The organism is Candidatus Frackibacter sp. WG13, from assembly GCF_900114655.1.
Taxonomy (GTDB): Bacteria; Bacillota; Halanaerobiia; order Halobacteroidales; family Acetohalobiaceae; genus Frackibacter.
Window position 1 is genome coordinate 64,636 of sequence record NZ_FOTT01000003.1, and the last position, 13,762, is coordinate 78,397.

Annotated in this window: 11 protein-coding genes; all 11 read left to right on the plus strand. The window is 32.6% G+C overall.

Features of this window, described 5'->3' with window-relative positions; genetic code table 11:
- Window positions 1-44: 44 nt before the first annotated feature.
- The 11 genes from trpD (at window position 45) to BM077_RS02980 (ending at window position 13,754) form a co-directional block, all read left to right on the plus strand.
- A complete protein-coding gene (trpD, locus tag BM077_RS02930) occupies window positions 45-1,091 on the plus strand; it encodes an anthranilate phosphoribosyltransferase (RefSeq protein ID WP_089748206.1) in 1,047 nt (348 codons plus the stop codon).
- Window positions 1,082-1,873: an indole-3-glycerol phosphate synthase TrpC gene (gene trpC / locus BM077_RS02935; RefSeq protein ID WP_089748149.1), complete on the plus strand. Its 792-nt coding sequence runs from the start codon at window positions 1,082-1,084 to the stop codon at window positions 1,871-1,873. Before trpD ends, trpC begins: the two co-directional genes overlap by 10 nt.
- Window positions 1,866-2,486: a phosphoribosylanthranilate isomerase gene (locus tag BM077_RS02940; protein WP_089748148.1), complete on the plus strand. Its 621-nt coding sequence runs from the start codon at window positions 1,866-1,868 to the stop codon at window positions 2,484-2,486. The genes trpC and BM077_RS02940 overlap by 8 nt, the downstream gene beginning before the upstream one ends.
- The gene (trpB, locus tag BM077_RS02945; protein WP_090095121.1) at window positions 2,479-3,663 is read left to right on the plus strand and encodes a tryptophan synthase subunit beta; all 1,185 of its coding nucleotides are present in this window, start codon (window positions 2,479-2,481) and stop codon (window positions 3,661-3,663) included. The genes BM077_RS02940 and trpB overlap by 8 nt, the downstream gene beginning before the upstream one ends.
- Window positions 3,663-4,466: a tryptophan synthase subunit alpha gene (gene trpA / locus BM077_RS02950; RefSeq protein WP_089748146.1), complete on the plus strand. Its 804-nt coding sequence runs from the start codon at window positions 3,663-3,665 to the stop codon at window positions 4,464-4,466. Before trpB ends, trpA begins: the two co-directional genes overlap by 1 nt.
- A gap of 256 nt (window positions 4,467-4,722) precedes the next feature.
- Window positions 4,723-6,885 carry a transcriptional regulator gene (locus BM077_RS02955; protein WP_089748145.1) on the plus strand — a complete coding sequence of 721 codons (2,163 nt, stop codon included), beginning with the start codon at window positions 4,723-4,725 and terminating at the stop codon, window positions 6,883-6,885.
- An 85-nt stretch (window positions 6,886-6,970) separates the two neighbouring features.
- The gene (locus tag BM077_RS02960; RefSeq protein WP_089748144.1) at window positions 6,971-7,399 is read left to right on the plus strand and encodes a membrane-associated protease 1; all 429 of its coding nucleotides are present in this window, start codon (window positions 6,971-6,973) and stop codon (window positions 7,397-7,399) included.
- A 352-nt stretch (window positions 7,400-7,751) separates the two neighbouring features.
- Window positions 7,752-8,819, plus strand: coding sequence for a hypothetical protein (locus tag BM077_RS02965; RefSeq protein WP_090003418.1), 1,068 nt, complete (start codon window positions 7,752-7,754; stop codon window positions 8,817-8,819).
- A 12-nt stretch (window positions 8,820-8,831) separates the two neighbouring features.
- Window positions 8,832-9,623: a hypothetical protein gene (locus tag BM077_RS02970; RefSeq protein WP_089748142.1), complete on the plus strand. Its 792-nt coding sequence runs from the start codon at window positions 8,832-8,834 to the stop codon at window positions 9,621-9,623.
- A 216-nt stretch (window positions 9,624-9,839) separates the two neighbouring features.
- On the plus strand, window positions 9,840-10,883 hold the full coding sequence (locus BM077_RS02975; RefSeq protein ID WP_089748141.1) for a hypothetical protein: 1,044 nt from the start codon (window positions 9,840-9,842) through the stop codon (window positions 10,881-10,883).
- Between the two features lie 15 nt (window positions 10,884-10,898).
- Entirely contained in the window at window positions 10,899-13,754 is a 2,856-nt protein-coding gene (locus BM077_RS02980; RefSeq protein WP_089748140.1) for a hypothetical protein, read from the plus strand.
- Window positions 13,755-13,762 lie beyond the last annotated feature (8 nt).

The window sequence follows — 13,762 nt, forward strand, 5'->3', positions numbered from 1 at the left end:
AAAGTTGAGTAAAGTAAAGGTTAATTAGATGAGAGGAGATGAGAATAATGAAGGAATTTATTAATCAGCTAATGGAGGGTAAGAACTTAAGTATCAAACAAGCAGCCGAAGCAATGAATCTAATTATGAGCGGTAAAGCAACTAAGGCCCAGATTGCTGGCTTTATTACTGCGTTACGCATGAAAGGTGAGACGGTAGAAGAGATAACTGGCTGTGCCCAGGTGATGCGTGATAAGGCAACTGAGGTTAAGCCAAAAGAACCAATAGTTGTAGATACATGTGGTACTGGTGGTGATGGAGTTGGTACGTTTAATATTTCTACGACGACTGCTTTAGTGATTGCTGGAGCGGGGGTTCCAGTAGCTAAGCATGGGAATCGTTCAGTATCTAGTCGGAGCGGTAGCGCTGATGTTTTAGAAGCCTTGGGTGTTAATTTAGAATTAAGCTCGCAAGAGGTGGCTAAGGCCGTAGATGAGATTGGTATTGGCTTTCTATATGCTCCTAAGTTTCATAAAGCGATGAAACATGCAATTGGGCCAAGGAAGGAGCTTGGAATTAGAACAGTCTTCAATATTCTAGGTCCGTTGACTAATCCTGCGCGAGCAAAACGGCAAGTATTAGGGGTGTATGATCCAGAATTGACATCAGTTTTAGCTCGAGTCCTTGGAAATCTAGGTGTAGAAAAGGCATTTGTAGTTCATGGAGCTGGTGGGCTAGATGAAATTTCGATACTAGGAGAGACTAAAGTCAGTTATTTGTGCGATGGCAAGGTAGAAGAACTTACGATTCACCCTAATGACTTTGGCTTATCAGTAGCAGAATTAGAAGCAATTAAAGGTGGTACCGTCCAAGATAATGCAGAAATAACTCTTGAGATATTAAAAGGTGAATCTGGACCAACGCGAGATATAATTTTATTAAATAGTGCGGCTGGTCTTTTAATAGCAGACCAAGTTGATAATTTAGAAGAGGGTGTCGAATTAGCAGCTAAAATTATTGATTCAGGAAAAGCATTGGAAAAATTAGAGGAATTAATTTCCTATACAAAGAAAGTATATAACGAGCAAAAGAGTGGTTATAAATGTTCTTAGAGAGAATAGTTAAGAATACAAGAGAAGAAGTTAAAAAACGAAAAGAAGAAGTAAGTTTAAAGGAGTTAACTAAGCAGTTAAGGCCATTAGATGAGATTCAGGATTTTAAAAGGTCTTTGCTCAAAGAAAAGATAGGTTTAATTGCTGAAATTAAGAAGGCCTCGCCTTCGAAAGGATTAATTAGAGAAAACTTTAATCCAGTTGAGGTTGCTAAGGTATATACTCAACAGAATGTGGCAGCTATTTCAGTATTAACTGATGAACGCTTCTTTCAGGGAAGTTTAGAGTATTTACGTTCGGTGAGGGAAGTGACAGACTTACCTTTATTACGAAAAGAATTTATTATTGACCCTTATCAGATCTATGAAGCACAAGCTTATGGAGCCGATGCAGTGCTCTTAATAGTTAATATTTTATCTAAAGGAGAGTTAGTAGAACTATTAGCATTAACTAAAGAATTAGGCTTAGATGCTTTAGTAGAAGTGCATACTACCGAAGAACTTGGGGTTGCTCAAGATGCGGGGGCAGAGATCATAGGGGTCAATAATCGTGATCTAAAGACTTTTAATACTGATTTAAAGCAGACTTTAAAGCTCAAGACATTCTTGCCCAAGGATAAAATCATAGTTAGTGAAAGCGGGATTTCAACTAGGAAAGATATTGAAATCTTGACTAAAGCTGGCGTAGATGGAGTTTTAATTGGGGAAGCAATCATGAGGAGTAATAATTTAGAAGGAAAGATTAACGAATTAATGGGAATGAGCAGTGAGTGGGATGACTAGAATTAAGATTTGTGGAATTACTAACTTAGAAGATGCTAAGTATGCAGTTAGTTTAGGAGTAGATAGCCTTGGTTTTATCTTTGCTGATAGTCCAAGACAGGTTAATGTAACGCAGGTAAGGAGAATAGTTAGAGAGTTACCCCCCTTTGTTAATTATACAGGTGTCTTTGTTAATGAAGATAGTAAGAAGGTGCTAAAAATTGCTAAGGATTGTAGTTTAGATACACTTCAACTGCATGGGGAAGAAGATCCAGAGTATTGTAGGCAGTTTAAGCATATGAAGGTGATTAAGGCTTTTAGAGTAAAGGAAGAGTTAGATTTAGTAAAGTTGAAAAGATATGAAGTAAATGCCTATTTACTAGACACTTATATTGCTGGACAATTAGGAGGAACAGGAGAGACTTTTAATTGGCAATTAGCTGTGCAGGCTAAAGAATTAGGACCTATTATCTTAGCTGGAGGCTTAGAACCTGCAAATATTACAGAAGCAATTAATCAGGTTCATCCTTATGGAGTAGATGTTAGTAGTGGAGTAGAAAAAGTAGCAGGTATAAAAGATCATAATAAATTAAAGGGATTAATTAAGAGAATAAGGAGGAAAAATTATGACTAATAAGAAAGGACATTTCGGTGAATTTGGTGGGAAGTACGTTCCAGAACTATTAATTCCAGCTTTAGAAGAGTTAGAGGAGGCTTATGATAAGTATAAAGATGATCCAGAGTTTATAGAAGAGTTTGAGTATTATTTAGAGCAATATGTAGGGCGAGCAAATCCACTCTATTATGCTGAAAGGCTAACTAATAAGTTAGGTGGAGCAAAGATTTATCTTAAGCGAGAAGATCTTAATCATATGGGTGCGCATAAGATTAATAATACCTTAGGACAGATCTTACTGGCACAGAGAATGGGTAAAGAGAGAATTATAGCTGAGACTGGAGCAGGACAACATGGTGTAGCTACGTCTACAGTGGCAGCTATGTTTGGCATGGAATGTGAAATATTTATGGGAGCAGAAGATGTTGAGCGTCAGGCTTTAAATGTTTTCCGAATGAAGCTATTGGGAGCAGAAGTGACTCCTGTAACTGAAGGAACAGCTACTTTAAGTGATGCTGTCGATGCTGCTATTAGAAATTGGGTAGAGAATGTTGATGATACTTTTTATCTACTAGGCTCAGCAGTTGGACCTCATCCTTATCCAACGATGGTGCGTGACTTCCAGTCGGTAATTGGTCAAGAAGCTCGAGAACAGATTCTTGAAGCGGAAGGAAGGTTGCCGGATCATTTAGTAGCTTGTGTTGGTGGTGGTAGTAATGCTATTGGACTCTTTTATCCATTCATTGAAGATAAAGAGGTAAATATGATCGGAGTAGAAGCAGCTGGTTTAGGTGTAGATACTGATAAGCACGCTGCTACCTTGACTAAAGGAAGTAAAGGTATTATTCATGGTTTTAAAAGCTATGTTTTACAGGATGATAATGGTCAAATTATGCCGGTGCATTCTATTTCTGCCGGACTCGATTATCCAGGGATCGGTCCTGAACACAGCCACTTAAGAGATATAGGGCGTGCTGATTATGAAGCAGTGACCGATGAAGAAGCTGTAAAGGCTTTTAAATTACTTTCAGAAGTAGAAGGGATTATTCCTGCTCTAGAAAGTTCACATGCTATTGCTTACGTTAAGAAATTTGCGCCTAAGTTAGATGAAGATGAAATTATTATTGTCAATCTCTCCGGTCGAGGAGATAAAGATGTATATACTGTAGCCGATAGGTTGGGAGTTGACCTTTAATGAGTAGGATAAGTTCTACTTTTAATCAATTGCAAGCGAAAGGGGAGCAGGCTTTTATTCCTTTTTTAATGGCTGGTGACCCTAATTTAGATTTAACCCAAGAGTTAGTCTTAGCAGCAGAGGAGAAAGGTGCTGACATTATTGAATTAGGGATTCCTTATGCCACTCCATTAGCTGATGGTCCTACTATTCAAAAGGCTGGTAGACGAAGCCTAGCTCATGGTACTAATTTAAATGATATCTTTTCTTTAATAGCCAAAATAAGATCAAAGAGTGAAATTCCATTGGTATTGATGGGTTACTATAATTCCATTTATAACTATGGGCTTGAAGAGTTTGCTACTGAGTGTGAAGAGGTCGGTGTTGATGGAGTTATCATTCCTGATTTGCCTTTAGGTGAAGATGAAGAGTTAAGGGCATATAGTGAGAGTTTAGATATAATTTTACTAATGTCTTCAACTAGTACTGAAGAAAGAATGAAGAGTGTAGCTGAAAACTCTTCAGGCTTTATCTATGCAGTTTCAACGCCGGGAACTACCGGGGCTAGAGAAGAAGTTTCTAAAGAGGTTGAAACATTGGTGAAGAAGCTTAAAAAATTGACTACAACTCCAGTGGCAGTTGGTTTCGGGGTTTCAAAACCAGCACATGTATTAGTAATTAATAAGTTTGCTGATGGAGTTATTGTTGGCAGTGCAATCATTGAAAAGATAGAAGATAATCTAGATTTAATTAAAGATGAAAAAGAAGAATTTGTTACTAAGGTTACAGATTTTATTTATAGTCTAAGTAATCCTAAAACTTAAAATAATTACTAGGCGCCTATCACTTGTTTTCAAGTGATAGGCGCTTTTTTAAATTTTTAATCAGTAAAAATGAGGATAACCTCTTGATTAATAAGCCAAATTATATTATAATATATCTTGAGTTATTTTATATCCATAAATATACATAAAATATTAAAAATTCTATTAAATAAACTTTATACCAAGGGAGAAGGAGATCTATAACTAAGAAAAGAGGTTATGATGATTTCAAAATTTAGAAAGGGGAGATTTAGCTATTATTAATCAAACTAATAGGACTTTACTTTTTGAGGAAGTAAATCCAGAAAAATTAGACTTAATTACTTTAGTAGGTGATGTGAAAGGGATAGAGAGTTTAGATGACGATAAAATAAATGAGATCAATGATCATCTGTTGGTAGAGAGTTTTGAAGAGTTTTTAAAGAAGTTCAGTCCAACGATCTATTCATATTATAATGCAGCTAATCAACAGGTTGCATATACTGCCAAGAGACCAGAGGGAATACCAGAGAATTGTGTAAGTGAGATAAAATTAAACCAAAATAATGATTTTCTAAAGATGTTATTTACATTAATTGATACTAAAAAGAGTCAAGGAACAAAGAATGTAGACTTTAAATTCGAAAATATTCTCGATATGATTTCCCCTAAGAAAGTAATGGAGGATATAAAACAAGTAAGAAAAGAGATTAACTATTTATATGGAAAATACGAAGAACTTGATGATGAAGATCCAAGTAAGTTAGAATTAGGGGATAAGTTAAATATAAAGTTTGAGGAAGCAAGTCATAACTATAATAATGTATTAGGTATGTTACCTTTAGCAATTGAGGATATTAAAACCAGGTTGCTATTAGGAGATAGTCAAGATGGTGCTGAAGCTGAAGCAATAGAGGCGGGAATTCTTACCATGGATAAGCAAGGAGAACTTAAGATATTAGAAGCACCAAAAGAAGAAGAGACTGCTTTAGTAGAACAGAATGAAGAGAACAATAATGCTTTAGTTGAAGTATTTGAAGAGGATTATGAAGAGATAACTGAGAATCCTACTCCTTATGTAAAGGACTTAGTAGTTAGGACTTTTGCACCTATATCTACGCCAACTACTGATATAGATGTAGAAAAAGAGGTTCAAAATTATAATAATTATCTTGAATTTTATAAGCAGTCTAAGGATGACTTTGTACAAGCAGCTAAACCTTTAATCGAGAAGTTACTTGGGGTTAAGATGTTCTTTGAGCAGTATGAGACTGAAGGTAGAGGTATGAAGCCCCAATTATTAGTTAGCAACTGTAAAGTAGATATGCTAGTAAAAGCTAATAATAAACCGCGGTTAGAAACATTTTTAAATACAGTCAATAAGAAGAATAACTTTTCAGAGACTATCTGGTTTGGAATAGTACCAGGGATAGAACTAGAGTCATCAGATAAAGTAAAGACCCGAAGAATTCGTTTTAAAGGAACAGATAAGAGTAATAAACAGAAAGGTAAGACTGTAGAGTCTTTAACTGCTATACTTGATGTAGTAAAGGATTATAAGATTCAGACATTCTTTAACTTCCAAGCAACTGAAGAGACTACCTTTAATGATATGGCAACTAAAGGGGTAGCAAAGTATATAGATAAGACGGAGATGTTAACTCGCCAAGAATATAGTGAGTATGCAATTCCTTGTTTGCCGAATTTCACAGTGATACCTAAGAATAAGTCTGGAGTAGTTTTAGATAAGAAGATGGTTGCCCTTGATGATGGGGCTACTCTATCTAAAGAAGAGGAAGATATTTTAAAATTATGGTTAGAAGGGGTATATATAGATGCTTCCTATGTAGCAGCAGGTTTAGTAGCAGCTTATCAATGTTCGGATTATTTAAATGAAAGATTTAAAAGAGTAGATAATTCTTATCCAGGGGTTAGATTTGACATAGAAAGTGGAGATAATAATTTAAAGGTAACAACAACATTAGCTAAAGAGATAACAGGCTTTACTAATGCAATAAAAGATTCAATCAATAGAAATAATTTTGGTTTTGTATTTGCTTCTGAGAATGCACAATTAGATGGTAATACTGTTAAGAGGATTACTGTTTATAAAGCAAGGAGTCTAGAAGTTACAGAGGAAGGATTCGATTCAATCTATAAGACTTTAGTTAGCACTTATATAGAGAGAATTTTACGTTTTAAGACTAGTGATTTCAAACAAGATAAGATCGTTAAATTCTTTAGCAATAATCCAAATAGCCAAAAGAGCAAATGGCTTGATAGTAAAGGTTATATTAATTCTATATTACAAGATGGTGATGATATTACTTATAATATTGACTTGGAAAGTAATACTTGTCAATTAGATCTTGCGTTTAATGGCAATGTTAAGAATTTAGAAGTCAATATTACTAAGAGTACTAGTGCAACTGCTAGTTAATTAGAAGACAAATTATTTAGATATTAATACATATATGATGATGTGTTAATATAGATAACTTATATTATATAGGGGGATGGTAATTATGGGATTTAGATTAACGATTGAAGGGCAAAGTGGAACTATTAAGTTAGGAAAGGATAATATTACGACCGCATCTTACAAGTCAGATTCTCCAGATGCTTCTAATGCGAAAGCTACAGATATTGGAACAGAATTGAGAGTTTCTGGAAAGATTATAACACCTGTAGATGGCAAACCAGATGATACAAAAAGGCTTGCGACATGGTCTTTGGTAAGTGCTGAAAAGGCAGATGCCTACAGAAAGGCTACTTTGGAAGTAATTGCAGGAGATCAAGTAGTAAGAAAAGTAGATTTGCCAAACGCATTTATAGTAGATTATGAAGAAGATTTTGGCCATACTGAGGGAATTGGTACTTTTGAGTTATTCCTCAAGCAGAAGAAGGATAAGAATGACTTAGTTGCTATTGAAGGTGGATATGCTGTAGGCTAAAACTGAAGAGGCAAGTTGAAAGGGGCAATTTAGAGATTGCTCCTTTTTATTTATCATATGGCATTTTTAGGAAGGTGGTTTGGGAGTTTAGTAGAATTATATAGTTTGGGAAGGGTTAATATAGTTGACAGTTGATAGTTGACAGTTAAGACCATTAAAACCTCAAAGCGATTAGACACAGACTTACTCAGACGGGACACAGACTAATGACAATTAACAATTAAGAGCATTAAACTTTGAATTAAAGTTTGAAATCTTAATAGAATTACAAATCTTTGTAGTTGTATTGAGATTTTGAGCTATTAATTCTGACGATAATGATGAATAACATAAGCGAGGAGAGATAATAAAAATGGGAAATAAGAAGAAAAATAGTTGGTTGACTGGGTTAATAATAGCATTGATTATAATTTCATTACCACCAGCATTTATGTATATTAAGTCGTTAAGTGATGGTACTGATGTTGGGAAGGTAAGAAGAAAAATAAAGGAGCACCTTTATAAAGAATATGGTAAAGAATTTGTAGTGGATAGAATAGGAATAAGAAGTAGTCGGGGTCAAGAATTTTATCAAGCAAGAATCTATCCTAAATCAATTATTGGAACCAATAAAGAACGGGACGAGTATTATTATTCAACGGCCTCTGTAAGCAAAAAATCTTTTGATAGATTAGGTGGAGTTGGAGATGGTTATTCGATAGTTCAAATGAATATAGGATCAGAAGAATATTTATTACCTAAAACAAAAGAGATATTTGGGAAAAGAGTATTGCTAAAGACGGATGTTAAGTATAAAAAAAGAGAGAGTGAGGATTTTTTTGGATGGCGATTAGAATCCAACTTTGAAAAGATGTTGAATAAAACAAAAAATAATCCTAAGGATAATAGAATTGAATTAAACCTTCAGGTTTATATCTTTAATCGAATAGATGATAAAAAAGAGAAAGAAAAAAGACGGCAGCAGATATTTGATTTTGTGCAGTATTTAAAAGATGAAGGGTTGTTTGAGTATTTAGAATTAGGAGTAATATTTATTGATGAAAGAGTTTTAGCACCTAGTTATGATAAATTTAGGAGTAAAATATATAGGTCAGATGAAGTAGTAGTAGAAGTAGAAGGTGAGGAAATATATATGCCTCCAATGAAATTAAGAAGAGAGATGTCAAAAGTATTGCAAGAAGAACTAGACAAGATGAGTGAAAAAGAGTTGTTGGTTAGTATGAGAAAGATAAATAAAGAAGATTTAACTTATGATGGGATAAGAGAATATAATGGTCAATATCAATGTTGGATATATTCTATAGGAATATTAGAAGAAAAATATAGTTCTTCAATAACAAAAAAGGATAGAGAAAGAACATATGATAAAATAAGCGATGTAGAATTGATTAAATATAAGAAATATATTTATATAAATTAAGGAGGGGAAGAGATGAGTACAGCTGAAAACAATTCAGTAATAACACATAAAGAGTTATTGACATTCAGTAATTTAACAAATTTAGAATGGGAATTTGTAGGATTAACATCTGGTGATAGTGATGATGAAAAGAAGAGGTCAACTCAACTAAATGACCTATTAAATCCAGAATTATTTGTAAGATATGATGCTGATAGTGATTCATATTTTTATCCGTACCTCAAGGGTAAAACTGGAAAGAATATTAATCTTACAGATGAAGATAGAGAAAAAGGCAAAGCTGAGTTACGCAAACACGCTGGAATAGCAATGGAGTATTTAGAGAAATGGCAAAGATGGCAGGATACAAGTGAGAAAGAAGGTACTGACGAAGGTAGCTTTTTAGGAGATTGGGAAGTAATCTATGCCGCAGATAATTATAAGATAATAGCAGATTTTTTTGATGATTTATATGCAGCTAAATATGGGGAGGAGCCTAATCCAGCTGAGAGGCCATATTCAAGCAGAGGAGAATTAGATGATAAAAAGAAGGCAATGACAACTTTAGAAATAATAACTAAGGGAGTCGATATAGCAGCAACCCTGCTACCTATAGCGGTAGAAATTAAATTTGCTGACGAAGTGTTAGGAATTAAAAAGACTTCTTATGCAGACGATATATTACCTGATGTTAATAAAACTTTAGAGAAGATAACTACAGGTGATAAGTTATTTCAATTAGATGAAATATTGGAGTTAAGTGAAAAACGTTGTGCTTTAGCTTCTATTTATTCTTCATCTAAGATAATAATAGTTGACAGTTGACAATTGACAGTTGACAGTTAAGACCTTAAGACATTAAAATCTATAAACCTTAAAAAATAATTAGACACAGACTTACTCAGACAAGACACAGACTATGGATAATTGATAGTTAAAAACATTAAAATCTTTAAAACCCTTCACAGTTTGAAGTCTTGATAGAGCTATAAATTTTGTGGTTGTATTAAGATTTTAAACTAAAACAAAGAGGTGAAGAAAATGAAAAGATACAAGAAGGTGATACTTTTATTAGTAATAGTTATCTTAAGTATTATTCTAACAGCTTGTACAGGTGGTCATGATGTTGAAAAGGTAAGAGCAAAGATAAAAGATTATCTTTATAAAAAGTATGGAGAAGAGTTTGTAGTAGATAGGATAGGGACGAGAAATGATGATGGAATAACTGAGTATGTCGCACGAATATATCCTAAATCAATAATTGGCACGCATAAAGAGGGAGATAGGTATTATTATGGTAGTGCAAGTATTGATAAGCGTGCTTTTGGGAGATTAGAGAAACCTGGAGATAATTATGGATTAATTCAAATAAACTTGGGAGCAGAAAAATATTTGCTACCTAAAGCAAAAAAAATATTTGGAGAAAGAGTGTTATTAAAAACAGATGTTAAGTATAAGAAAAGACAGAGCACGGGATTTTATGCCTGGTATAAAGAACCTAGTTTTTTAAAAGCTATGGAAGAATTAAAAGCTCATCCTGAAAAGAGAAGGATAGAGTTAGAGTTATATGTATATATATTTAATCGGATAGAGGATAAGAAAGAGAAGGAAAAGAGAAGAAAACAGATATTTAATTTTGTTCAGTATTTAAAGGATGAAGGTTTATTTAAGTACTTAGAGTTAGGAGTAATATTTATAGATGAAAGGGTTTTAGCACCAAGTTTTAGAGAATATAGTAGTGAAGTTTACTTCTCTGATAAGGTAGAAAAAGAAGTAGATGGTGAAACAGTGTATTTACCACCAATGGAATTGCGAAAAGAAATGTCAAAAGTGTTACAAAAAGAGGTAGATAAGATGAGTAAAGAAGAGTTGTTAGCAAATATGAAGAAGATACGGAAGAGTGAATTGACATATAAAGAAATAAATAAAAATAATGCACAAGCTTCTTTTTATTTATATTCTCCTAAAATAGCAAATGAAAAATATAAGACAGCTTTAAAAAAAGGTATATTAGAGGAAAAAGAATATAATGATGTAAATGAAATTGTAATAGAAAGTGAGTTTGAATATATTTATGTTGATTAAGGAGGCGAAAATAGAGTGACTACAAATAGTGGAGTAAAAAGTTCAATATCTCATAAAGAAGCATTAACTTTTAATAACTTAACAAATTTAGAATGGCAGTTTGTTGAATTATATAATCAAACGACGGGAAAAAGGAAGAACAATCTCTTTTTAAATGACCTTCTAAAACCTGAATTATTTGTTGAAACAGATGAATATGGAGAAGTAATAGAATACAAATACGGTGGTTTAGATGAAGAAGGAAACTACAAAAAAGAAGAAGGAATAGTAGAGCTACGCCAAAACGCAGGAATAGCTATGGAATACCTGGAAAAGTGGGAAGACGAAGGACTTGAGGAAGCTAGATTCATGCAGGATTGGGAGGTTATCTATGCTGCTGATAACTATAAGGTAGTTACAGATTATTTAGATGATACATATGACAGAATTCAAAAGAAGTTAAACTTAAATTCTAATAACAAACCAAAGCTATATCCAACACGCCAAGAACTTGAAGATGTTGAAAAACTACAGAGAAGGGTGGAAATTGGGTATAAGGTATTTGATGGGGTATTAGATATAGCGCTTAATTGGGGTGATTTGGCTAAGAGTTCAATAGACTTGAGTGATAAGATAGTGAAAGAGGTTAGTCAAAAAGCTTTAAAAGGCTTAGCTAAAGAGCTAGATGATAATATTATTTTACAATTGCTTACCTTGGGGTATCTTTCGAGAGATGATTTAAAGAAGGTATGTCAAGAGTTAGGTAAAATCGGTGGTAAAGCTTATATGGATTTGAAAGAAGAGGATAAGTTTGTAGATGAATTAGAAGAGATACTTAAAAATTCTTCTGTATTAATAACAGAAGAACTCAATCTAGATGATACAGGATTTAGAGTAGTGGCTTTTAAAAAAGGTGAGGATATAGTAATAGCTTATAAAGGTCATAAAACAACTGACAGTCAATTGCTTCCTGAAGAAAAAGATTACTTGCAAATTGTTTTTAATAAAATTAAAAGAGACAACAAAGATGCAAAGAGAATAAAATTTACTGGATATGAAGGAGGAGCAGAGTTAGGTTTTATAAATACTCTTAATATTTCATTAGACCAAGATAGTTTAAATAAGAAACAAACAATAGATAGAATAACTGCAACTCTTTTCTATAATAAAATAGAAGAGGTAAAGGGATTGATAGATTTTACTCCCGAAGACTTACATAAAAATTATAAAAGTAATATTAAAATAATGATAAAATCATCAGTTAAGGATATTCCAAATGGTCTTGCTAAAAAGACATTTTTGTTAGTAGTAACTACAGGACTTATGACTTATTTTGGGAAGACTATTGCATTAGGGGTTATAGGAAGTAATATATTATTGATTTTGGTCGGGGTAATTGCATCTACTGGAATAGATTTTTTAATTACTTGGTTTGGAAGTGAGAAAGTAAAAGAAATATATGACTTGTTAATAGATTTAAAATTAATAGAACCAAAACAAAGTGGTATAAAGGGATATGTAACTGATAAATATATAAATCAAAATTATATTGAAATTAAAATAGATGAAGGTGAAGAGATAAAGATAAAAAAAGAGCATGCGATATTCCTTATTTTTAATCATGTAAAAAATAATAATTTTAAGAATATAACTGAATCAATAACCAAGTATGGTAATTTAGAATATAAAATTAAGAATGAAATTACTGCATCTACAGTTACAAGTAGAAGTGCAACTTCTAATACAGAATATTGGAAATTAGAAAAAATTAATGGAGAGATTTATGAAATTACAGAGGTGATAGAAGAGAAAACATCAGTTTCTAGAAGTGTTAATACTAGTATTATTAACATGTCATTAAGTTCAGAGCATAAAAAAGAAATTACAAAAGGGATTATGAGTGCGAATTTAATACAAGTACTAGGTATTATGCAAAGAAATTATAAAGAAAAGAAGCAAGATGCTTTTGAATTCATTTATACTACCAGGGAGGGAATAAGTCTTTCCAACGAAATAACTCAGGCAATAAAAGAAAATATTCCTATTAGTAATTCAGATTTAGCAAATGAATTTGTTTTTATGCCTTATTTAGATGCAAAAGGTAATATCAATGAAGAAAAACCGAAATTAAGAGAAGAATATATAGCCAGTGTATTAAAAAGTTCAATAATTTATAATTATTTGAAAAAATCAAGGTCCAAAACTAGAGGTTACGGTTTTGAACATGCCTTAAATAATTTAAAATATAAGAAGGAAGAATTAGAAGAGATTGGTCATGATTTTGAAGGTAGAGAGGTAAATAAAGAATTCATAAAAATAATGCATGAATTACAGTATGGTAGTGGAGAGGTTCAAAGCCATAGCTCACGAGACATTAGTAATTGTAAAATATCTCCTTACCATTACAAAAATATATTAGAAATGTTAAGAAATGATAAAGGATTATTAGAGAACTTATATGAAGAAAAAGAGATTAAAGAAGTAAATCCGCGTGCTGCTTATCAATTTATAAATAATGAACTAGATGGTATGGTTATAATTAATTCAAATAATAAGCTCGAATATAAGTATAACCCTCATGACTATATTATTGGAGGAAAATTAACTCTATATGCTTTAAATCTTTCTCAGGCAGTAAAAGAGAGGGACGAAACACCGTTTAAAAGAATACCACAAGAAGAATTTATGAATGTCTTAGAGATAAATGAAATGATTAAGAATAATTCTGGTGAAATAATTGATTTTGAAGATTTAGATATCGAAGTGCCAAAAGAAGACTTATATGATGACAATATAGATATCTTAATAGAAAAATTAAATAATTCAAGTAATATAAACCGTTCTTCAAAAACAAATACAGAAATATTGGCTGAAGAATTTGGACTTAAATAATAGATAGT